The following is a 20,751-nucleotide window of genomic DNA, read 5'->3' as shown; positions in this document are numbered from 1 at the left end:
ATGTCGCTATAGCGCGGCCACCAGACGAGCGCGGTCATTCCCATGGCTTCACCTCATCGGGATCGAAGTCCCGCAATGTCCGGCCACTGGCGTCCGCTCGCATCGTACTTTGCGGCGTGAGGCGCAGCGCCGTCGCCAAAGTCTTGAGGACTTGGGCCTGTCGGCCGTGTTCGCGAATGCAGGAAAAATGGTGCTGATAGTCGTAGGGCTTGGTCTTGTGAGCGGCCTGATGCGCGAGCTGGCCGAGCCGGCGCATGTTGACGACGACGCGGCAGTACGCTGAGAGGACCGGCAAGCCGCCGGCCGAAACCCAGCCTGCCGGCAAAGCTTCCAGCGTCGCCTTCCAGACGGCGGCTTCCTCATCGGTCAGGCTATAATCAGCATCGGGTCGCTGCTCGGCCTGCGGCTGTCGAAGCAAGGCGATCTCGATTGCTGCTGCCGATTTTCGGCCAGGTTTTGTCATGTCAAATCCACGTTTCTACGCGCATAGCTGAAGGAAGGCCCGGAGCGGTCTGGCACCCGATGTCGAAAAAGGGTCTGCTCGCCCCCCGGAGGGTCTGGTCTGCCTCATGGGATTGCCCTCCATGCGTCAGCACGGGCTGCATCCCGCAATTGCTGACGGTCGAGGTTGTCCTCGTCGGTCGGGTCGGGCAGCACGCCAGCAGTCTGCATGAAGCAGCCACCATGCCGGTCGTAGCCCATAAGCATGACAGTGCAGCCATCCTCGCAGAGCACGACGTCGACCTGTTCAAGCTTTGGCATGTGTCTTCTCCGCTAACCTCTGTGCATCGCCGCGCTTCACTGCGAGCCGCCATATTCCCGGTGCGGTACCCGGCTTTACGCCCTTGCTTGCTGTCTCAGCGTGCCAGAGCGCACCGCTGGCAGTGATGAATTGTCCGCGCTCGTATTGTTCGCTCTCTGCCCATATGCCGGCGTATGGCACCTTAGGCTCAGCGTGCTTCACCAGGGTCTTGGCTGCTCTGTCTGCGATAGGCCAGCTGAAGAATTTGGTTTCGCTCAACCCAGGTTGATAGATGTCGAAGACGGCATCGGGGTTTGCACCGCTCGCGCAGACTGACACCTCCAGAAGCTTCCAGGCGCCATAGAAGGTCTTGCCTTCTACGATCCCCTGAATGCGCAGGGTGGAATTGTTCGCCGCACCAGAGAGGCACCGCAACTCACCAGAGCGGATCATTTCCCAGGCGAAGTCACCGGATTCGTTGTCGTTGATCTGCGCGCGGACATAGATCCTGTCTTGCGTGCGCCTGACATAAAACACCTCTCCGATCGGCGCATCGTAGCCCTTGTGGCTGGACAGAAGCGGAACTGGCAGTTCGCAGTCCATGCCATTGGCAATGAGAGAATACCCGTGGGTGTTGATGCTCGAGCTAGATGCGAGGCCATGGATCATTCGAGCACCTGGTCGAGCAGGTATCGACATGTCGTCCGTGCAGTCCTGGCGCTTGATCCATGTCGGCCGGCCAAGCTGTTCCGGCCCCGCCCGTGGCGCATATTGCGCTTCAAGATCGGCAATCCTCTTGGCCTCCATTTCCAGCCAGAGCCTTGCGATCGTCTCGTCGTGGGTTTCCTGCCTACGCACTGTCAGAGCCCTTAGTTATGGCTCATGCTGCGGGTGAGATAGCCGCTGCTGGTGCGCTTCCTGCCGGCGAAGTTGTTGCTCGCTTTCACAGGAGAAATGGTCGGCACAGTTTGCCAGAACCTTTTCCAATGTTCGCCGTCTGGGCGAAGACCTCTTACGAGGTCCATTTTCGCTTCGAGCACGACGCCCTTGAAACGGCAACGCTCGCCTTCGCGGTAGGTGATCAACTTGTTCCATTCAGCGCTCATCGCCGCGCTCCTCTCGTTGAAAACATTCGGCTGATGGTGCTAGACATCGTCTCAGCCAGCCTTCGCCCGACCGGGGCATCGCTGATGGCGCTTGGAAGACTAAGACCCATTTCACGGGCCTGGGTGGCGAGCTCGGTGCCAATATCCAACAGTTCGAGGATTTCATCGAGGCGCTGGGTGATTGCTGCCCCGAAGTTTTCGATATCGGCCTGGAGCGCAGCAGATGCATCTTGCTGGTAGGTGTTTCGCTGCGTCTGAAACTCGGCTCTTGCGGTGCGCTCGACGTTCTGCGCGTCGGCTATCTCAACTGTGAGGCCATCTAGCGCCGCTTCCAGAGCATAGGTCGGAAGCCGAGCTTTGACAGGATTGTGGACTGACGCCTCGATCTTCAGTGCTTCGCGGCGATTGGTGAGCCGGTGAAGATTGGCAGTCGCATCGCGAAGTGATTTCTCGGCGCAAACATATTCCCGGCTCGGCCGAGGCAACCGTAACGCAGCCCTGTGGCGGTCGGCTTCGGTCGGAGATATTATTTTGCTCATCAGGTTCATGTGCCTGTTGTGGAGCGCGAAACGCGAACCGTCTCGTCGCGATTGTCGCGTTTGCCAAAATAGTTTCTCAGAGCCGAGAGGTCCGTTTCCCATCGTCCCCCAACCTTCCTTCCGAAGCGCTTTCGCTGGCAGAGGCTCCGGATGCTACCTGCCGGGACGCCGAAGCGCTCGGCAGCGACGGCGGGTGATACCCATTCAAGGCTGGCTGATTTCTCCTGCTCTGCCGAAACCTGAAGTTCGGCAATGATCGCGCTGAGGTCAGCGAGCATTCGGCCGGCGGCGGCTAGTTTGCGTGCGTCGTTCATGGCATCGCCCCGGCGACGAGGGTGATGACGAAGGCGAAGGACGCGAGTGTCAGGGTCACGGCGAGCAGCGCGGTCATGCTCGACCCCCGACTGGCCGATACGTCGCAGGAACTATCGCGGTTAGCGGAGGTTCTCCTTTTGAAGGGATCGCAAACCGTGAGGATGCGGCGTTATCGTAGAACGCTTTCAGTGAGGAGCCGGCGCCATGCTGTTTGAACTGCTTGACGGACAGGGCCAAAAGCGAAGTGCGCTGTACCATGCCGCACGGCTGGAGGCGTTGCATAGACGGGTGTTGAGGCGTTTCGACAAGGTCGACCGCATGGCCAATCAGGTCGAGGAAGCTGCAGCCGTTTTGGTCGAAGCCGCGCATCAGCCTGTCCCTGATGCAAGGGCATAGTTGTTCGCGGACCTCGACAGGAAGGGCGCCGACGTTTCGTCTTGGCTCTCCTTTCCTCCAAAGCCCTCTTGCGCCGCTGGTGACGAGCGCGAACTTTCGCGATTTTGACGGTCTAAAATCTCCTTCTCGGTAAAAAGTCTGGGTAACGGTCTCTTCTCCGTCTCGTGTAACTGTCTCAGTCTCAGTCTCTGTAGTAAGAAACGGTTCGGCAACGGTTCGGAAACAGTTCGATTTCATGATGCCGAGCGCCTTGTCATGAAGTTCGTCCCGGTCAGGCGCGAACCTCCAGCGTTCAACGTTTCGACGGTGCTAGGCAGTAGCGCAGGCTGCAGTTCAGCCTCGGCAGCTTCACGGACGTGATCGCTTTCCAGTTCTGAAACCAGCCTCACGATTGCCTTCTGATGGTTGGCGTTCATGGGTTTGTTGTGGCTGTACCAGCCCGGGACGAAATACTCATCGGTGGCCGGATCGAAGGCGAGCAACCCGCCGTCGACCAGTTCTTGCCGCGCCTTCTGCATACGGTCGATCGGCCAAACCAGGTCGGCGGCGCCGTACTGATCCGGCATCCTGAAACAGCCCGCGCTAGTCTGGTGTTCGCATGTGAACATGAACATCAAGAGGTAACGGGCGTCGTCGGAAGGGAGAGCGCGAAAGCGGCGAGACCGCCAGACTTTCGGGCTGATCTTGCTGAACTCCCGGCTCATTGCGAAGCCTCCGCGATCAGCCCAGCCATGATGTTGGCGGGAACCATGTCAGGCACTGTGATGAGATCGAGCTGCGGAAGATGGTTGCCAGCCATCTTCTCGAAAGCGATCCAAACGAATGGCTCGCCTTTGATTGGCTTTCTCATCCACTCGATCCGGGCATCCTCTTCGCAAAACGTGGCGCCCAAGTTGTAGAAGCCGGGATGTTCCTCGGATTCCCAGACCACGATGACGGGATGCGGTGCGCCGATGTCGGGATATGCTACGAGGCACTGACCGGAAGGTGGCAGGCGCCTTGCGCTGACATATTGCAGAGCGGCTTTGATGCCGCCCAAATCCGTCACGGTGTCGGGTTTGAGGCCAGACCGGGCCAAGACCATGTATCGTTGCGCCTGTCGCTCAGCGACGCCGGCCTCCTTCAGAAACGGAAGCCATTCGCCATGCGCGACAAGGCTCTTCGCCTCGATGAGCGCATGGCCTGCCTGCATTGCCTTTGCGGCGGCTGTAAGCGTCGCCTGGAGCATTTGTTCGTGGGAGGCGCGGATCTCGGCCGCCAGTACAGGGAGACGGTTGCTGGCGCTCATGCGACACCGCCTTTGCGCAGGCGCGCATGGTGTCGGACATGACAGGCCCTGCACCAAAATTTCACGTCCAAGGCGTGGCGCGGATCGTCGTGATGGCAGTCGAGCGGCTTTGCTTCACCACAGTTTTCGCAGCGCTCCGGCTTCACCAAGATGCCGCGTCGAATCGCACTGGCGACGGCGACGTGGCTCCAGCGTGCTACAGGGTGAGCAGCCTGCCACCGCGCTTGCGGCGTGAGCTTCTTTTCGGTAGTGTTTGCGGTATCTGCTGCCGCTTTGAAATTGGAGGCCGGTTCCCTGCCAGGAGCCGGTCTTTCCGTTTCAGCCGGTCGCATTGGCGCCCCCTGCACGGGCAAGACGGATTGCCTCAACCGCCTGTATTGCACTGATGCCGAAGCGGCACTTCAAGTCTGGCACGATCGCCAGTTCGCGGCGATCGTTGCGGTGCTTGCGCAGCCAGTCGGCGGCAAGGCTGACAGCTTCATCGGGTTGCAGGTCGATCTGTTCCATTATGCGGCCTCCGTCGTGGAGGCTGCCTCACGAGCTCTTCGCCATTCAGCGCCAGCTTCCTTGCTGACGAGCACACGGCCGCCCACGTGCATGGTGCGCGGGCCAACGCCTGCTTTGATGAGATTGTAGAATGTCGCGCGGGAAATGCGGTGCGCGACGCAGAATTCCGGAATTGAGTATGCTTCGAAGTTGGTATCCATCGCGGTCTCCTTTGTTCGAGGGATGTCCACAATGGATACGGCCGGGCCGGCTATGATGTCCGGTTCATTAAGAAGGTGACTTACTGAACCATCTATGCAGGTTGTCGAAGTAACGTTTGCATGTGGCACGGCTGATGCTCAGCTCGTCGGCGACAATCTGAAAGATGTCCTTTGGCTTTGGCCTTTGCCGGCGATACTTCGTTACGCGGTGCAGCACCTCCCACCGCAGCCGGCGTTCGACGCGTAATTGATCGACCTTGCGCCCAGGATGCGGAACACCAAAAACTTCGTCCCATGACGTGGCCTCATACTTTTGCACCTGACCGATAGCGGCGAGTAAGGCAGTCGCCGCCCATTCGGGCGCGGGCTGGCTCCTTTTCAGACAGTGCTTCAAGGCCAGCATGAGCGACATCTGATCCCCATGCTCAAAGTTGCCCTGGTAAGCCTCTAACATCATGTCGTCGTCGTCAGAGATCGCCATCGTCACGCCTGCCGAATGTCGGCGACGTTGCTTTTCGCGACCGTCCCGAACCGAGGTGCTCCTGCCCTTACTGCATCGGCGACATAGGACGGCGACAGATGGCCGTAGTGTTTTTCCACCATCCGCGTGTCGGTGTGGCCGAGGTTCTTGGCGACAACCATCAACGGCATCCCGTTCATGACGGACAGGCTCGCCCATGTGTGGCGGAGACCATGGAAACCGATCGCCGGTACAAGCTTCGCGTTCGTGCAGGCTTCCTTCATCGGCCGGAACTGATGGGACTTCTCCCACACTCCGCCGGCCGTCGTGGTCAGCAGCAATTGCCCGTGTCCCTTGCCAAGGGAAAGCTGCTTGAAGAGGTCCGACCCTTCGTCGGTCAGGACGATATGGCGGCCTTTGCCCGATTTGCTCGCCCTGATCGCGATGGTGCCGACGTCGCTGTTGAAGTCCTCGACGCGCAGCCGGGCCAGCTCGCTGTAGCGGGCGCCGGTCTGCAAGGCAGCTTGCACCAGATCCCGGAAGGCGCCGGCGGACGCGTTCACAAGCCGCTGCGCCTCGGCGATCGTCAGATAGTGAACGCGCGCGCTCTCTACATCTTCGAAAGGCTCGACGCGCCGCCATTCCCGATCAGATGCGACCTTGCCTTCCCGCCATGCGTAGTTGAGTGCAGCCTTTAGGATGGTCAGGACGCGGTTGGCAGTCGCGCGACGGCGCCGAATGGATTCCGCGTCTGTCCCTTGCTGTTTGAAGCGCTGTTCGACGTCGGCTTTCGTGCGAAGGCGTGGTGCCGTCTTTGCAACGTCGCTATGCCATTTCCTGATCTGCTTTGCAGTGAGCTTGGAAACGTCGATCTTGCCCATCTCGGGGAGGATAAGCGCCTCGGCACGGTAACGGGCGTCTTTGGAGGATTTCCGGTTCCCGTCCATCCAAAGCAGGTAATCGTCCAGGGCCTCCTTGACGGTGTGGGCGCCGGCCACTTTGCCGGCATCGCCCGACATCGACTTATGAAGCTCTCTCGCCTTGTCCTGTGCCTGCCAGAAGGTGAGCACCGACTTGCCGTTTGCATCTAGCTTGTCATCGGCATCCGCGACCGTCTCGACACGGTAGTCCTGATCGCCGACATACATTCGAACGACCCAGCGGCCGGCTTCCTTGCCCTTGCGGTAGCCGACATGAAGACCAGGGCCGATGCTCTTGTAATAGGGCTTGCCGCGCGACTTTAGTTTTGCCCGCGCATCTTTGCTATCGAGCGTAGCATCATGAACTCTCTTTGCCATGTCTCAGCCCTGCCGTGTCCAGCAATCTGTCCAATATACCGGCTTGGACAGCGTTGGACAAGCATAAACATAACTGAACGCAAGCCATATGGCGCAAGGGGTTTGGCTAAATTCGGGTGGACAAGGGTGGACGGCTTAGAAGCCCTTTCACGGCGGTAACAGGGGTTCGATTCCCCTTGGGCGTACCAGATAAATCAATAACTTAATTACTATCTGAGATTTGCGGTCCCGATAAGAGACCCGAAAAGCAACCCACAGAATCCACTTTCTGAATGTTACGCAAGCGATGGTCTTCGGATCGGTTCCTCTCGTTTTGCGCTAAACGCTGACGTGGCGCGTCCTTGCAGCCACCGCGTACGCAAGCGCCAGCGCCTCCAGCCAGCCAACAAGGGCAATGCCGACAATGTAGCCCGGCAGCAGCCGGCGACTGGAAGGGTGCGCTTCGTGGTCCATTAAGCAAGCCCGATGAATCTAAGCGCCGATAGTCGTGGTTTCAGCGCTTTCGTGCTTAGCTACCAAGTTACATTTCGGGAGATGGCCAGCATGCTCGCGATGGTGCAAACGCTGTCCGAAACCAATCTGTTCTTGCTTGCCTTTTCGGCGTTGATCTTCGACATACCGCGCTACACCTTGTCGCTGGTGTCATTGGTTCTGTTCGGAATATGGCGGAAGTCCCAGTACGGCCCGGTGCGTTTCGACCATCCTTCGGTGAGCGTGATAGTGCCGACGTTCAACGGCGGGGCTGGACTGCATCCGACAATCGCCTCGTTGCATCGCCAGACCCAACGGCCGGTCCAAATCATCATCGTCGACGACGGTTCGACAGACGATACGCGCGCGACCGCGGAGCAGGCGCGCGCTCTCGGCCTTGTCGACATGGTGATTTGCCATGGTACTCGCTGCGGACGAAGCGCGGCAATCAACGCCGCGGCCAGGTTCGCAAGCGCTGACCTACTCATGACCGTTGATGCGGACACGATTTTCGAATCCACCGCGGTCGAGCGGCTCGCCTCGGTGTTCAGCGATCCGCGGGTGGGTGGCGCGAGCTGCAACATTGGGATTGTCAACGAGAGCGAATCGCTTTGGACCGGTCTTCAAAGCATCGAGTACCTGATGTCGATCAGCGCTGGGCGGTCCGTGCTCGACATCGTCGGCGCCATCGCGTGCCTTTCGGGCGCCTGCTCGACCTATCGGCGCGAGGTATTCCTGCGGCAGGGCGGGCTCGACGTCGGACCTGGTGAGGATCTGGAGTTCACGCTGCGGCTGCGACGACTGGGTTATGTGGTTCGCTTCGTCCCCAACGCCTGGGCCGGAACGCTCGGTCCGGTCAGTGGCGTCAGCCTGTTGCGCCAACGCGCCCGATGGGATCGTGATGCGCTGCGTGTCCGTCTGATGATGTATGGCGAGCTAGGCTTGTTCCAAGGCCGCGAGCGCCTGAGGGACTCGTTGCAACGGCTGGACTTCATCATATTCGACCTCGTCCCGACCCTGAGCCTTCCGTTCTATCTGGCCTATGTGGTGCTGCTGTTCGGCAGCCAAGCGCTTACGTTCCTCGTCGCAATCTATGTCCTGCTGCTCTGGTTATCATTTTTCAACATGGCACTCGCCTTGGTTATGTTTGACCGATCGGCCAGTTTTTTTCGGCTGGGCTTGGCGCTGATCTTTCCATTCTACCAAGGTGTCTACCTGAAATGCGCCCGCTTCTTCTCCTATTCGTCGGAGATCATCTTTGCCACATCGCGGCATGACGACTTTGTTCCACCGCGCGTCCGTCGTGCGCTGTTCGGAGGCCCCGTTTGAAGGAGGGTGTCATGAACATAACGATCAACCGCCTCGATCCCAATGTGCCTGACCCGATCGAGAGCCGCCGGCGCGCGGCCGGACGCCTTGTGCGGTTCGCATATGGCGCTACCGTATTTGGCATCCTTGCGTTCTTCGTCGTCTATTTCGGCGCGCCCTTGGTGTTGCTGAGCGGACCCGGCACCGTAACAGCTCCCCGCTATGTGGTCTCACTGCCCCATATCGTACAGATCAAGACCATGAACGTGGTGCCCGGAGCCACGGTCAAGGCCGGTCAAGTGATAGGTACGGTCAACTCGCCACAGGTCGACAGCGTCATCGCAACCTACATGAACGCTCTGGCGGACATCGCGGTTCGCCGGGCCGAGCTACGGGTCAAACTCCGGGTGGCACAGGAATCGCTGGCGTCCTCGCGCTCCTATCTACGACTCACCGAGGAAACCATCGCACACATCGAGGAGATGTCGTCCGCCAGCCTCAGTTATCGCGTCGACATGTACCGCGAGCGAGCGCAAGCCCTCAGGACCGTGGTTTCGCAAGAAGCGGAAATCGCCGAGGCCACTGTTCAGCTTACCGACCTAGACAAATTCAACCAGAAGATTCGCGGTCACATGGATGCCATCGAGGGCAGTTTCGCAGGCGGCGAAGTCCTGGCGCCGGTCGCGGGGGTGGTCTCAACCAATGTCGCGTATGCCGGCCAGTCCCTGGTGGCGGGCGCGCCGATCGCCGAGATCCTCGATCCGACGGACATCTTCGTCGACTGGTACGTTCCCAACGAGCGTCTGGCCAATCCCACGATAGACGATCAGGTCCAGGTGTTGTTCGGCAACCGTCGAATTCCTGGGACGATAATCGACATTCTGCCGGTCTCGGATATTTACGCTGGCCGGCAGCCGCAGTTCGGCGGCGACCGACAGGCTACCCAGATTGCGCGAGTCCGCTTCAACAACGGCGTGACCCCGCCGCCGCTCAGCTCAACGGTTTACGTTCACATGTATTACACCCACTTCACCGCCCGAATCGCTAAGTGGTTGATCCAGCTGCTGCGACTCGACTGAACGGCAACACCTGATGCAAATTGAAACCGACCAGTCGCAGTGCCCCGCTTGTGGTGGCGCCCTCAAGCTGTTCCCGGTGTTCCATCATATGATGTGCGCGTATGTTGGCCCGGAATACGATTTTGTGCGATCAGCCGGTGGCTACGGCTGCCCAAAATGCCGACGCCTCATCCTATCGGGCGATTATGCCTGCGAGATTGTCGGAACAAGCGCGCGATGCAGCCGGTGCCACAAAGAGATGGTCGTGTCTTCGGCGGGCTCCGCTGTGACGCATGAGGCCCCTCCGAATCTGCAAGAGCCTTAAGTATCGCATCCGCATAAGCATACCCTCGCCGAACATCGGGGGACTATAGGGGAAGCCCCAGGCTGACGCGATAGCGGTGGATCATGGGTCCTGTTGTGAAAGCTATTGTGATCGACCTGTTGGTGGTCCTCCGTTGACGGCAAGGCCCTAACCTACGCGATCACACCATACGAGTACGGACCGTCTTACACTACCTGAAGGCGGCGGCGGACTTTCGAGCCCGTCTCTGGCCGGCGCCTGTTACCCCAAAGCCCCCCGCCCAATAGGCGTCGGCCAACTTCCATCAGAGATGATCCTAGCTGCTCTCGAAAGTCGGTTTCCAGTTTCGGTTCCGCCCCCGCTGCTGGCCTTCGTAATCGGGAATGTATGTAAAGAACACCCGGGCTGCGGTCGCGGCCGGCGGCCCTGCATTTCAAGCAGCCAAATAGTCCGACCAAATCCTGATGCATCGAGCCATGATCGGGGCCGAGCCTTTCGATCAGGGTCGCAATATCAAGCTTTGTCGACTTGCAACACATCGGATGACCGCAATTGACATAGACGGTTTCGCGAGCGGCCAAGGTGTAGCCGAGGGTCTTGGGGGCATGGCGATCTCCTTCAAATGGGATCGCCGCAACTAGGATATTATTCCTCATCCCAATGACGCGGGCAAGCGCCATGCAGCCCCGCTGAAAGGATGATGATCGGCCGCTTTGAGCCGTAATTGAATGACTGCTGCTGTGGCTGTAAATTCACTAGCGCGGGGACCTCCCGCACGGTGCAAGCTTTAGATCCGGCACCCGTCGTCGACTGCGGATGTACCAGCGACGGCGGGAGCAGCGGCACGCGCCACACCTACTCTTCCCTGAAATCCTGCAGCGAGGCGTGCCGCAGGTCTTACTCGCCCCGTAGGTGCACTACGCGCCCGATCAGCCCCGGCTTGACCAACTTTGTCGCCGGCCGCTTCTTCCCCTTCGGCGGCGGCCCTGCTTCATGGCCTTGCGTCGATTCTCAAAGACGATGCGCCGCCTGCCCTCACTTCTGGCAGGCAACCGGCGCGATGGCGAATGAGGGTCTTCCGATTGTCAGCTTCGCAGGTGGCACCGCGAAGAGGATCAGTGCTTGCCCGAGTCCTCCCCGCCCATCAGCAGGTGAATCTCGCTCCCCGGATTAAATTCCCCGACGGTCGATTTCAGAAGCCGTAGGGCGCCGGGCAAATCTTGGGCGTCGATCCTGCGTTTCATTTCGTCGAAGATGCGCACGATCAGCGCTCCCTCGATCGACCGTGGAGATGCGGCCAGGATCCCCGACGCACCGGTCCCGCTCAAGGTTTCCTTGTTGTCGAAGAGTTCCTCGCAAAGCTTTTCCCCAGGCCGAAGCCCGGTGTAGACTATCTGAATGTCGGTGTCCGGGCGGTGCCCCGAGAGACGGATGAGATTTCGAGCAAGATCCACGATCTTCACCGGCGAGCCCATGTCGAGAACGTAAATTCGGCCGCGCTCCTGCTGCCGCTCGCGGCTATGCGCCGCCGCCTGCAGGACGAGGAGGCAGGCTTCCGAAATTGTCATGAAAAAGCGTTCCATTTCCGGATGGGTAACTGTCACGGGGCCGCCGGCCCTGATCTGCTTCTCGAACAGTGGGACCACGGATCCGGCCGAGCCCAGGACGTTGCCGAACCGAACGGTGACGAAACGTGTGCCGTTGACCGCCGAGTCCAGATCCATCGCCTGGCAGAACATCTCCGCCATCCGCTTGGTCGCGCCCATAACGCTAGAGGGATTCACAGCCTTGTCGGTCGACACCATAATCATCGTGGAGACGTTGGCACGAAGCGCGGCCTCAGCGACATTACGCGTCCCGATCGCGTTGGTGAAAAGGCCTTCAAGCGGCTGAGCCTCAACGATCGGCACATGCTTGAGTGCTGCTGCGTGGAAGAGCACGTCGGGCCTATGGCCGGCAACGATTCTGTCGACGGCGTCCTTTTCGCGCACGTTGCAGAGGGCAGCATGCAACTTGAGGCTCGGGCGGGTGCCAGCGAGTTCAGTCTCGATAGAGTAGAGAAGGTGCTCGCTGGCGTCCACGAGAATGAGGCCACGTGGGTTCAGGGCCGCGACCTGACGTGCCAGCTCGGATCCAATCGAACCGCCCGCGCCGGTGATCATTGCGGTCCTGCCCTCGATCATTGAGGCGATCTTGAGCGCATCAAGTCTAACGGGCGGCCGATGCAAGAGATCTTCCAACTTGATCGGACGCGGCTCAATTTCAGCATCGATGCTTTGCATATCAAGAAGGTTCGGGAGCTTTAGGATTTCGACTTTCTGCTGCGCCGCAATCTCAACCAACGCCTCGATGCTGGCGTGCTGTTGATAGTCCTCGCGGGAACGCGTCAGGATGAGCGCTTCGGGTCGGCGCCCCTGGGCCTCAAATCGATTGAGGATCTGCGGCAGTCTTTCCAGCGGACCCAACACTGGAACCCCGCGAATAGAACGTCCGGTCCTGCGCCCCCGTTCGTCGATTATCGCGAGGATATTGAATGACGCATTATCTCTCTCCTTAGTGGTCCTCAGGAAGGCGTCGGCGTTGTCGGTGGCTCCCACCAGCAGAACGAACTTGCAGGTGCCGCGATCGAACAAGCGACCGGTGTCGTGGCGGTTGCGATAGAGCCGATACGCGGCACGCGGCCCGGCTAGCAGGACGATTAGGAAGGCCCAGGCGATCAAGATCGAAGAACGGGGAATCGAGCCCAGTCGATCCAGCAGGAATTGAGCCACTGTGAAACTAGCGACGGACGCGCTAGCAGCATAGGTGATTGCTAGGAGATCCGTCAGCGACGCATAGCGCCAAATACCACGGTTCAGTCCAAACAAGAAACCGACGCCGCTGACAATGACCCCGAACAGAGCCGCTGCACCAAGGAAATACGTCAGGTTTTGAACGACAATATCGAAATCAAGCCTCAACACGAGCGAAAGCAACATCGCGGCAGCACCCATTATGCCGTCGTGAACCAGCGCCAAGCCTCGCAATACTATCGGCCGAGAAACCCTCCAAAACCAAGTGGCATTGTCCCCAGTATAAACACGCTCTCGCCGTTTGCGTTCTGCTGGAGACACTAGTTTAGACCTTTAACAAAGGCGGCGATCATTCGCGGACGTCTAATTGCCAAACAGCCAAGGCTCGGTCGCTCGGAGTCGCAGTATAGGGCTCTGGCGCTAACATGTGCCAGATCCTTCACGCGCCGATAGATCTTCGAGCGGTAGCCGTCGAACTTGACCTCGAGAATCCAGTTGTCACCTCGGGAGGAGCGTTGGCCGGAAATTAACTTCGGCCAGCGCCCTGACGAGGGAGGCATTATAACGCGCCGCTTAGAGTCCTCGCCAGCGCGCGTTTTCGTCCGGGCCGCTGCCCGATACGTTTAGCGACGTGCGCGGATGTCCCGCAATGGGTCAATGCGTCTGGCACCACTATTGCTTGGTCCTCGCCGGGTGTTGGAACCCGCATTGGAGACCCTCACCGCAATTGCGCGACGAAGGGGCGTCGTAACACTCTGCCTCGATGTCGAGGGAGGATCACTTTGTTCGTTGATTACTATGAACTTTTGGAAATCAGTCCGAACGCCAACTCGGAAACGATAGAACGGATATTTCGTTATTTTGCCATGCGCTACCATCCCGACAACCGGGATACCGGGGACGAATCCCGCTTTAGTGAAATCATAGATGCCCACAATACGCTCAAAGATCCGGTCAAGCGCGCGCAGTACGACATCGAGTATAAAGAGCATTTGAACATTCGCCGCGGGTTGAGCGAGGAAGCCAGCAACACCAAAGGCATAGAACGGGATGCCGTCATCCAGGCCAAAGTGCTCTCGCTCCTCTATGTCAAACGTCGACAAGACGTCAACAATGCTGGCGTTGGCGATACAGAACTCGAGCGCCTGGCCGACTGCCCGCGTGAACATCTGGAGTTTCATCTTTGGTATCTGAAAGCCAAAGGCTGGATAGGAAGGATAGAAAATGGGACGTTCGCGATCACCGTGGAAGGCATCGATCGCACCCATACCGAACATCGTCGTGATCCCGCCACCAGACTCCTGGACTTCGCAGGCTGAAACGCTTGCAATGCCTCGCCAGTTGGGTTTTCCCGCCGGCCGCTGTCCTAGACCCCGAAGCGCCGCGCGCGTCCTGGATACCTTCGTAGTCAGGAACCACCGTGAAGAACACGGGCCAGCGGTCGCGTCCTGCAGCCCCTTCTGTGGTGATGATCAGGATTTTTCGATCGTCCAATCGCTCGAAACGAAGCATCGAGGCTTTCTCCTCTGCTGGAGGATGGTGCGTGCCGGTACCACCCCCGCTTCTTCCGAGAAGTAATCTACCTCGCGCTTTCGGCGAAAACACCGATCAAGCTCAAAGTTTGAAGGATTATCTGGAGGCCCAGCGCGGCTTGGGTCACGCCAAGCACCACCGCGAATATTTGCAGTGCGGTCCCGGTCCATCGGAGAATGGCTTCTGCGAACAGCATCGCAAGGCAGTCCAGGATCAGGATCAAGAGCACAATTCCTGCAACCGTGAATTCCTGATCGTAGCGACCGGTGGCCAGGGTGGCAAACACGATGACCGCGGCAATGCCGTAAGGCGTGACAATCGTTGGAAAAGCAAGGGGTGTGAGTGCGAGGCTGAGATCCCCCGGCCTGCCGGAATCCGGTGGCGGGCCGGCAGACTGCTGCAGCACGGTCTGCAAGGCCACCAGAAACAGGATAACGCCCCCGGTCATTGCCAATACAGGCAATGAGATTTCAAGGTTCTCCAGCATGGCCCGTCCGAGCACTCCTGCGATGGCCAGTGCTGCCGCTGAGAACAAAGTTGCCCTGGTGGCCAGCCGGCGGCGCAAATGAGGATCGGAGCCTCTCGTCATCGCTACAAAGGGAACGAGGATCTTGATCGGTCCTAGCATCAGAAACAGCATGAAGAATATCTTGCGCGCGCCAATCTCTGGTGCGGGTGCATCTGCGCCAAAGGGGGTCTGAGCAAAGGAATGGATCGGAAGGCCGAGGACCAGTGCCAGCACGATGAGCCGAACCAGGACATCCGTCCGGACCAGCTTGCCGATGATGGCGGCGCGCAGCAACGCATTCGGCAACTTCTTCAGTCGCGGCATGGCTGCATCAGTCGTGACGACCTCCCAGCCGTCGTCTGGGTTGAACGGTCAATGTATTTGACGATCACCTCCGTGCTGGGAACCAAGATCGGCATGATAAAGCCTCTGGAGCATTGGGAGCCTGGGTTCTTGCTCCGACCTTTCCTAGTGCCTTCACCTACTACGTCGGAATATCCGGCCAATAGCAATCACTATGCATCGGCCAAATGAAACCTGCGATGGCTGGCTTGCCAGGTTTCGGCCTCGTTTGGGAGCGCGCCCCGCAATTGGATTTCCGAGACGCCGTCCCAGAGGGAACGACCTTGATATTGGAAGACGACAAGGTTCCGGCCGAATGCCATGTCTGCCAACCGCGCTCTGGTTGGCATCCTAAAGCCAGCCCCCAGTGAATCCCGCCCTGCGCAGTCCGGTTACGATCGGCCGGCAGCGGCGCATGATGTTCCAGAGCAGGCCTGTCCTGTAGTTTTCTGTCATCAACACGACCGGGCCCTGGTCTATGCCAAAATGATAGGGACTAACCCACCATCCCGTATCACTTCCTTCCACTGTGTGGGTCTGGTTGAAAGATGGCTTGAACCCGTAGAGATGTGTCATGCCGAGGTGCATTTGCGCAAAGTTCCTCACGGTCGGAATGACGATTTCCGGAGCGAAAGGCAATGAGGCAACGACCACCCACGGCGAGACAGTCCCGTCGTCCGGTCCGAAAGGCGCGCCGCGGGCGATATAGTCGAAGAATTCCCTTTCCAAGCCATCCACATTGCTCTTGAGCCAACCGGGTCCGTCGCTCGCTGTAAACCCCCAGCAGTGTTCGCCATAGCCGACAAAGTTCAGTGGATTGCGGATGGCATACTCCTGCTGGACGTAGGTCGCATGGCGGCTGTTCTCGAAGTAGTCGCTGTTGTGGTCTTGCATGAATTCGTCGCGGATACCGCGGAAGTCGATCCACAAATGCGAGAGCTGGTGGGTAAAAAGCGGTCCTGAATAGAGCAGTTCGCGTCCATAGATGTTCCTCCATTCGTAGCTTTCGGTGTAGGCGGAATAGGCTTCGGAGGGCAATGGATGGCTTGGCGATCCAAGGCCGAGAATGTAGAGCAGCAGGCCCTCGTCGTAGCCGCGCCAGCGGTAGGGAATGAACCCGCTTTCAGGTCGCCATCCATGGGTCAGCGTGAGTCCATGGTCGCAAGCCCAATTCCAGTCCGCCCGCTCGTAAAGTGCATTGGCAAGCCTACGGATCTCTGCCTCTTCAGCGGTATCGCCGTCGAAGTACGCGGCGACGGTCAGTGCTCCAGCGAACAGGAATGCCGAGTCGATGGTGGATAGTTCGCACTGCCAGACCCGGCGGCCGGTCTCGATTTCGAGGAAATGGTAGAAGAACCCCTTGTAGCCGGAGGCATCGGGCTCTGGTCCCTGGGGACATTTCAGCAAGAACTCCAGCCGCCTTCGGGCGATCTTGGCCGCAAACTTCCGGATTATGATGCCGCGCTCCACGACGACCGGGATCGTTGCCAGTGCCATCCCGATTGCGGCGATACTTGCCGGGGCATTTGGCTCGGTCTTGTCGCGAACGAGTCCATTGTCAGGGTTGGTGCAGTGAAGATAGTACAGTAGCGTCGTGAACTGCAGCCGGCCGAGATCCTGTTCGGTCGGCATCCGATGTAGCTCCGGGGCAGTCGAGAGCATATGGGACATATGCTCAGCCGAGGACCACTCGGACGTCGTGGAGCCGCCCATCATCGGTAAGCGGCACCTTTGCGTCAGTCCGCAGTTCGTCATCCAGCGCAAGAGAACGCACCCCGCGGCCGACTCCGGCCTTGTTGTCTACGTGGATGCGGTATGTTGCCGACCCATACCTGTATTTCATTTCATACTCCGGCCAATATGCCGGAATGCATGGTTCAACTAGGAGAACCCGGTCCTGTCGCCTAAGACCAAGGATCGCATCCAGGGCCACACGATACAGCCAGCCAGCTGAACCCGTATACCATGTCCAGCCGCCGCGTCCGGTATGCGGTGGTGCGCCGTAGACGTCAGCGCTGACCACATAGGGCTCGACCATGTAGTGCTGAGCGTCCTGCTTCGTCAAAGCGTGATTGATGGGGTTGATCAGGTTCCAAAGCTCCATGGCCCGATTGCCATCACCTTGAAGTGCGGCGGCTAGCACAACCCAGGCAGCCGCATGGGTATATTGACCGCCATTTTCCCGTATGCCGGGAACGTACCCCTTAATATATCCCGGTTGCAGAGAACCCTTATCGAAGGGCGGATCGAACAGCTGAATCAGCCTGTCCCGCCTGCGCACAAGCCTTTCATAGACCGCGCTCATCGCCATCGACGCACGCTCCTTGTCACCCTCTCCGGAGATGACAGCCCAAGCCTGCGGAAGGGCATCGATCTGGCACTCGTCGTTCGAGGATGAACCGAGAGGCGTGCCATCGTCAAAATAGGCGCGGAGATACCAGGCGCCGTCCCAGGCGTGTGCTTCCAAGGCGGCGCGCAGTCCTTCAGCTCGTTCGAGGCACCAGGTTGAGCGTGTCTCGTCTCCGCGCGACGATGCGATTGCGGCGAAGGATTTCAATACTGTCAGGAAGAACCAGCCGTTCCAGACGCTTTCACCGCTGCCCTCGGCTCCGACCTTGTTCATGCCGTCGTTCCAGTCGCCTGTTCCCATGAGCGGCAAGTCGTGACTGCCGAGCCTGAACCCGTGTTTCAACGCGCGGATGCAGTGTTCATAGAGGGTACCAGCCTGTTCGCTGGATTCAGGCTTGCCGAAGGCCTCTTCCTGGTCCTCCTTCAGCACCGGGAATGTGATGAAAGGCACCTGCTCATCGAGCAGGCTGAAATCGCCAGTGGTCGAAACATAGTGGTGCATCACAAAAGGCAGAAAATACAGGTCGTCGGTAATGCGCGTGCGTACCCCAACGCCGGACGGAGGGTGCCACCAATGTTGGACATCACCCTCCGTGAATTGGCGCGCGGCTGCTCGCAGAATGTGCGCACGTGTCTCGTTCGGCGCGCTATGGACCAGTGCCATCACATCCTGGAGCTGGTCCCGGAAGCCGAACGCGCCTCCGGATTGATAGAAGCCAGTGCGCGCCCAGACGCGGCAGGCAAGGACCTGATACAGCAGCCAGCGGTTCATCAGCAGATTGAAGGCGGTGTCCGGCGTTTTGACTTCGATCGCATTCAGGATTTCGTCCCATTGACGCGAGACGACGGCCAGGCTTTTCCGTGCGTATTTGGGGTTGGCACATTTCCGCACGAGGGTGCGGACCTGGGCGAGGCTGTCAGCCTGTCCGAGAACGAAAACGACCTCCGAGCTCTCGCCTGGGGCCATTGAAATGTCCACTGTCAGCGCAGCGCAGGGATCGACTAGCGAGCCAAAGCGCCCTGCAAGGTCGGCGTTTCCCAGTCCCGCAGGCTGCGATGCGGAACCGTAAATGCCCAAGAACTCGGAGCGATCGCAAGTGGCCGAGCGCACATACCGACTTGTCGCAGCAAATGCCAGCTTTGCGGCAAAATCACCCTCCCAGACGTTCCGCGCAATGATGGCTTGCGATTGAAGATCCCGTCTGCAGACAACTTGCATCCCAGCGTCTTCACGTTGCGTCCCGAGCACCCATTCGACGTAGTACGTTGCCGTCAAACGGCGCGCCTGCAGTGCGTCATTGCGAAGAGCAAGGTGGATGATCTTGACCGGATCCTTGGACGGAACATGGACCGTCAATTCCTGGTGCAGGGATCGGCTGTTGCTTTCGTACCGGCTGTAGCCCTGCCCATGTCGAACTGTGACAACCGTCCCCTGCCCCAGGGGCAAGGGTGTCGGCGTCCAATGTTCTCCAGTTTCCTCGTCCCGGATGTAGATGATTTCGCCGGGCGGATCCGAAACTGGATCGTTCGACCAGGGCGTCAGCCTGTTCAGCTGGCTGTTGCCTGCCCAGGTGTAGCCAAGGCCGCCTTCGCTCGTCAGGCAGCCAAAGTCTGGGTTGGCAATGACGTTGCACCACGGCGTCGGAGTCTGTTCCGCGCCATCCACCACGATAACATATTCGCCTCCGTCCGCGCGGAAGCCCCCGAACCCGTTCCAATGGAGCAGGTCTGCGCCAGTCTCGCCCGAGTGTTGCACGGGCGTCTCGTAGGGACGGAACGTCGATATTCGCGAAGGGGGCGTTGCAACACCTGGTCGCCCCATAAGTTGGTCGGCCAGTGAGCCACTGCTGCTCGCAAGAATGGTGCCTGCTGCAACCGTGATCGCATCCTTACGATCTTCCGGCACCTCGGCTGCAAACAAGACGTATACTCCGCCCGGCTTGCCCACCAGTTCGGATTGCAGGCCGGAGGTCAATTCGCTTGCCAATCGCTTGGCCTCGCCTGCGTCACGCTCGTCGAGCAGGACAAGGTCGAAGCGCAAGCCTCGGCGGGAGATGAACTCGTGCGCGCGCATCACCTCGCGAATGAGCGACTCGTCCGCGCCCGTCTCGATGCGAGCCAACACAATCGGAAGGTCGCCGGAAATTCCATGAAACCACAGTGCCGCTCTGCTCAGTAGTTTTTTCCCGAGCGCGGATGAGTCCCGAAGCGCCGGGTCCAAAAACACGATGTCTCCGGCCAATCGGTTGAACAGGGCAACCTCGTCGGGGGTCAGGTTCGAATCCCGAAGCTGGTTGCGGTAGCTTTCCGCTGAATCGGAGAACGCTTTGTCGGCCGCTTCGAGGCTCGCATATCGCTCGGCGATCGTTTGCGCCGTCGCTTCGTTGTCAGCCGCGCCCGTCACAAAAGCGACGCGTTCCATCGCACCCGGCTGGAGATGAATTGCGGTTCGCAGGCTGAAGATCGGATCGAGAACGGGACCGGCCATCCCAGAGAGACTCGCTGCTCTCTCGAATGCCCTAGGGTTGGCGGTCGTGCGGCCCCGGCCGAGGAACCTGAGCCGATCCGTCTCATACTCGACCAACTGACGATCCCGTATGCTCGAAGCGGAAACATGTACTGCCCAGACAGGCGTTTCCTCGGCACTGCGCGGTCGGCGTCTTGCAAACAGGGCGCCGGTCCTGTGATCAAACTGCGTTTCCACAAAGAGCTTGGCAAAGGCCGGATGTGCTCGGTCCGCGCGGCGGTTGTTCAGGCAGACTTCGGCATAGCTGGTCAGTTCGAGGCTTCTCGCGGTGTTGCCATGATTGGAGACCCTGAGCATCCGCACTTCCACATCGATATCGGGTGCGACACAGACTGCCCAGGACACTTCGATGTCCTCGGCGAGACAGCGGAATTCGGCACGATCTCCGAAAAAGGCGTTCTCGTAGACGTTGTCAGACTGAAAAATAGGTTGTTTGCCGATGGACCAAAGCTTGTTGTACGTCCGATCTTCAATATAACAGAACTGCCCCCAGCAATCGCGCGTGCAATCCTGCCGCCAACGCGTAACGTCCAGCTCTCTCCAAGACCCACAGCCGGCCCCGGCGGCGGTGAGCAAGACGCTGTAGCTACCGTTGGAAAGCAACGCCACGGCAAGGCTCGGAGCCTTTCCGTCCGCAGGACCGCAATATTGCGGGGGATCGCCCACACCGTCGACCAAACTCACCATCGCGTTTCTCTTTCGGTGATG

Annotated in this window: 20 protein-coding genes; 4 read left to right on the top strand and 16 right to left on the bottom strand. The window is 59.3% G+C overall.

The window, feature by feature from the left end; genetic code table 11:
* Positions 1 to 34 precede the first annotated feature (34 nt).
* The 6 genes from CGZ66_RS22150 to CGZ66_RS22125 all read right to left on the bottom strand — a co-directional run bounded on the left by CGZ66_RS22150 (position 35) and on the right by CGZ66_RS22125 (position 2,701).
* Complete coding sequence (locus tag CGZ66_RS22150; RefSeq protein ID WP_095087807.1) at positions 35 to 463, bottom strand: hypothetical protein; 429 nt, start codon at positions 461 to 463, stop codon at positions 35 to 37.
* A 104-nt stretch (positions 464 to 567) separates the two neighbouring features.
* Positions 568 to 762: a hypothetical protein gene (locus CGZ66_RS22145; RefSeq protein ID WP_095087804.1), complete on the bottom strand. Its 195-nt coding sequence runs from the start codon at positions 760 to 762 to the stop codon at positions 568 to 570.
* Positions 749 to 1,600 (bottom strand): hypothetical protein, encoded by an 852-nt coding sequence (locus CGZ66_RS22140; protein ID WP_095087803.1) that lies wholly within the window; start codon positions 1,598 to 1,600, stop codon positions 749 to 751. Before CGZ66_RS22140 ends, CGZ66_RS22145 begins: the two co-directional genes overlap by 14 nt.
* 11 nt (positions 1,601 to 1,611) lie before the next feature.
* Entirely contained in the window at positions 1,612 to 1,848 is a 237-nt protein-coding gene (locus tag CGZ66_RS22135; RefSeq protein ID WP_095087801.1) for a hypothetical protein, read from the bottom strand.
* Entirely contained in the window at positions 1,845 to 2,396 is a 552-nt protein-coding gene (locus CGZ66_RS22130; protein ID WP_095087799.1) for a hypothetical protein, read from the bottom strand. Before CGZ66_RS22130 ends, CGZ66_RS22135 begins: the two co-directional genes overlap by 4 nt.
* Positions 2,393 to 2,701, bottom strand: coding sequence for a hypothetical protein (locus tag CGZ66_RS22125; RefSeq protein WP_095087792.1), 309 nt, complete (start codon positions 2,699 to 2,701; stop codon positions 2,393 to 2,395). Before CGZ66_RS22125 ends, CGZ66_RS22130 begins: the two co-directional genes overlap by 4 nt.
* Before the next feature lie 205 nt (positions 2,702 to 2,906).
* Here CGZ66_RS22125 and CGZ66_RS22120 point away from each other — a divergent pair, with 205 nt between their 5' ends.
* Complete coding sequence (locus CGZ66_RS22120; RefSeq protein ID WP_095087789.1) at positions 2,907 to 3,098, top strand: hypothetical protein; 192 nt, start codon at positions 2,907 to 2,909, stop codon at positions 3,096 to 3,098.
* Between the two features lie 233 nt (positions 3,099 to 3,331).
* On the opposite strand, the gene CGZ66_RS22115 is transcribed toward CGZ66_RS22120, so the two are convergent.
* The 6 genes from CGZ66_RS22115 to CGZ66_RS22090 all read right to left on the bottom strand — a co-directional run bounded on the left by CGZ66_RS22115 (position 3,332) and on the right by CGZ66_RS22090 (position 6,851).
* Positions 3,332 to 3,802, bottom strand: a complete 471-nt coding sequence (locus CGZ66_RS22115; protein WP_095087785.1) for a hypothetical protein — start codon at positions 3,800 to 3,802, stop codon at positions 3,332 to 3,334.
* Positions 3,799 to 4,386: a DUF3102 domain-containing protein gene (locus tag CGZ66_RS22110; RefSeq protein ID WP_095087781.1), complete on the bottom strand. Its 588-nt coding sequence runs from the start codon at positions 4,384 to 4,386 to the stop codon at positions 3,799 to 3,801. The genes CGZ66_RS22115 and CGZ66_RS22110 overlap by 4 nt, the downstream gene beginning before the upstream one ends.
* A 318-nt stretch (positions 4,387 to 4,704) precedes the next feature.
* A complete protein-coding gene (locus CGZ66_RS22105) occupies positions 4,705 to 4,893 on the bottom strand; it encodes a hypothetical protein (RefSeq protein ID WP_095087780.1) in 189 nt (62 codons plus the stop codon).
* Positions 4,893 to 5,093 (bottom strand): helix-turn-helix transcriptional regulator, encoded by a 201-nt coding sequence (locus CGZ66_RS22100; RefSeq protein WP_095087779.1) that lies wholly within the window; start codon positions 5,091 to 5,093, stop codon positions 4,893 to 4,895. The genes CGZ66_RS22105 and CGZ66_RS22100 overlap by 1 nt, the downstream gene beginning before the upstream one ends.
* A 67-nt stretch (positions 5,094 to 5,160) precedes the next feature.
* On the bottom strand, positions 5,161 to 5,574 hold the full coding sequence (locus tag CGZ66_RS22095; RefSeq protein WP_095087778.1) for a hypothetical protein: 414 nt from the start codon (positions 5,572 to 5,574) through the stop codon (positions 5,161 to 5,163).
* A gap of 2 nt (positions 5,575 to 5,576) precedes the next feature.
* Positions 5,577 to 6,851, bottom strand: coding sequence for a tyrosine-type recombinase/integrase (locus CGZ66_RS22090; protein ID WP_095087776.1), 1,275 nt, complete (start codon positions 6,849 to 6,851; stop codon positions 5,577 to 5,579).
* Between the two features lie 543 nt (positions 6,852 to 7,394).
* On the opposite strand from CGZ66_RS22090, the gene CGZ66_RS22085 reads away from it, so the two are divergent.
* On the top strand, positions 7,395 to 8,651 hold the full coding sequence (locus CGZ66_RS22085) for a glycosyltransferase family 2 protein (protein WP_095088119.1): 1,257 nt from the start codon (positions 7,395 to 7,397) through the stop codon (positions 8,649 to 8,651).
* 11 nt (positions 8,652 to 8,662) lie between these two features.
* Positions 8,663 to 9,709: an HlyD family secretion protein gene (locus CGZ66_RS22080; protein ID WP_095087775.1), complete on the top strand. Its 1,047-nt coding sequence runs from the start codon at positions 8,663 to 8,665 to the stop codon at positions 9,707 to 9,709.
* A 1,398-nt stretch (positions 9,710 to 11,107) separates the two neighbouring features.
* Here the strand turns inward: CGZ66_RS22080 and CGZ66_RS22070 are convergent.
* Entirely contained in the window at positions 11,108 to 12,985 is a 1,878-nt protein-coding gene (locus CGZ66_RS22070; RefSeq protein WP_143748808.1) for a polysaccharide biosynthesis protein, read from the bottom strand.
* A 581-nt stretch (positions 12,986 to 13,566) separates the two neighbouring features.
* On the opposite strand from CGZ66_RS22070, the gene CGZ66_RS22065 reads away from it, so the two are divergent.
* Positions 13,567 to 14,103 (top strand): DnaJ domain-containing protein, encoded by a 537-nt coding sequence (locus tag CGZ66_RS22065; protein WP_095087771.1) that lies wholly within the window; start codon positions 13,567 to 13,569, stop codon positions 14,101 to 14,103.
* Positions 14,104 to 14,363: 260 nt separating this feature from the next.
* Here the strand turns inward: CGZ66_RS22065 and CGZ66_RS22060 are convergent, their stop codons facing one another.
* The 3 genes from CGZ66_RS22060 to CGZ66_RS22050 all read right to left on the bottom strand — a co-directional run bounded on the left by CGZ66_RS22060 (position 14,364) and on the right by CGZ66_RS22050 (position 20,730).
* Positions 14,364 to 15,149, bottom strand: coding sequence for a MarC family protein (locus tag CGZ66_RS22060; RefSeq protein WP_245331168.1), 786 nt, complete (start codon positions 15,147 to 15,149; stop codon positions 14,364 to 14,366).
* 369 nt (positions 15,150 to 15,518) lie between these two features.
* Entirely contained in the window at positions 15,519 to 16,838 is a 1,320-nt protein-coding gene (locus tag CGZ66_RS22055) for a glucoamylase family protein (RefSeq protein ID WP_095088115.1), read from the bottom strand.
* A 4-nt stretch (positions 16,839 to 16,842) separates the two neighbouring features.
* On the bottom strand, positions 16,843 to 20,730 hold the full coding sequence (locus tag CGZ66_RS22050; RefSeq protein ID WP_095087769.1) for a GH36-type glycosyl hydrolase domain-containing protein: 3,888 nt from the start codon (positions 20,728 to 20,730) through the stop codon (positions 16,843 to 16,845).
* Between the last annotated feature and the right edge of the window lie 21 nt (positions 20,731 to 20,751).

Source organism: Mesorhizobium sophorae, assembly GCF_002270415.1.
GTDB classification, from domain to species: Bacteria; Pseudomonadota; Alphaproteobacteria; order Rhizobiales; family Rhizobiaceae; genus Mesorhizobium; species Mesorhizobium sophorae.
Note: the sequence above shows the minus strand (reverse complement) of the source record. Positions and strands in the feature narration are given on the sequence as shown.

Excerpts from the sequence above, each read along its gene's own strand:
- CGZ66_RS22090 (WP_095087776.1), bottom strand. The coding sequence starts at position 6,851 with ATGGCAAAGAGAGTTCATGATGCTACGCTCGATAGCAAAGATGCGCGG.
- CGZ66_RS22050 (WP_095087769.1), bottom strand. The coding sequence starts at position 20,730 with ATGGTGAGTTTGGTCGACGGTGTGGGCGATCCCCCGCAATATTGCGGT.
- CGZ66_RS22145 (WP_095087804.1), bottom strand. The coding sequence starts at position 762 with ATGCCAAAGCTTGAACAGGTCGACGTCGTGCTCTGCGAGGATGGCTGC.
- CGZ66_RS22130 (WP_095087799.1), bottom strand. The coding sequence starts at position 2,396 with ATGAACCTGATGAGCAAAATAATATCTCCGACCGAAGCCGACCGCCAC.
- CGZ66_RS22085 (WP_095088119.1), top strand. The coding sequence starts at position 7,395 with ATGCTCGCGATGGTGCAAACGCTGTCCGAAACCAATCTGTTCTTGCTT.
- CGZ66_RS22105 (WP_095087780.1), bottom strand. The coding sequence starts at position 4,893 with ATGGAACAGATCGACCTGCAACCCGATGAAGCTGTCAGCCTTGCCGCC.
- CGZ66_RS22115 (WP_095087785.1), bottom strand. The coding sequence starts at position 3,802 with ATGAGCCGGGAGTTCAGCAAGATCAGCCCGAAAGTCTGGCGGTCTCGC.
- CGZ66_RS22070 (WP_143748808.1), bottom strand. The coding sequence starts at position 12,985 with ATGGGTGCTGCCGCGATGTTGCTTTCGCTCGTGTTGAGGCTTGATTTC.
- CGZ66_RS22135 (WP_095087801.1), bottom strand. The coding sequence starts at position 1,848 with ATGAGCGCTGAATGGAACAAGTTGATCACCTACCGCGAAGGCGAGCGT.
- CGZ66_RS22060 (WP_245331168.1), bottom strand. The coding sequence starts at position 15,149 with ATGCCGCGACTGAAGAAGTTGCCGAATGCGTTGCTGCGCGCCGCCATC.
- CGZ66_RS22080 (WP_095087775.1), top strand. The coding sequence starts at position 8,663 with ATGAACATAACGATCAACCGCCTCGATCCCAATGTGCCTGACCCGATC.
- CGZ66_RS22095 (WP_095087778.1), bottom strand. The coding sequence starts at position 5,574 with ATGGCGATCTCTGACGACGACGACATGATGTTAGAGGCTTACCAGGGC.
- CGZ66_RS22110 (WP_095087781.1), bottom strand. The coding sequence starts at position 4,386 with ATGAGCGCCAGCAACCGTCTCCCTGTACTGGCGGCCGAGATCCGCGCC.
- CGZ66_RS22125 (WP_095087792.1), bottom strand. The coding sequence starts at position 2,701 with ATGAACGACGCACGCAAACTAGCCGCCGCCGGCCGAATGCTCGCTGAC.
- CGZ66_RS22120 (WP_095087789.1), top strand. The coding sequence starts at position 2,907 with ATGCTGTTTGAACTGCTTGACGGACAGGGCCAAAAGCGAAGTGCGCTG.
- CGZ66_RS22150 (WP_095087807.1), bottom strand. The coding sequence starts at position 463 with ATGACAAAACCTGGCCGAAAATCGGCAGCAGCAATCGAGATCGCCTTG.
- CGZ66_RS22055 (WP_095088115.1), bottom strand. The coding sequence starts at position 16,838 with ATGTCCCATATGCTCTCGACTGCCCCGGAGCTACATCGGATGCCGACC.
- CGZ66_RS22100 (WP_095087779.1), bottom strand. The coding sequence starts at position 5,093 with ATGGATACCAACTTCGAAGCATACTCAATTCCGGAATTCTGCGTCGCG.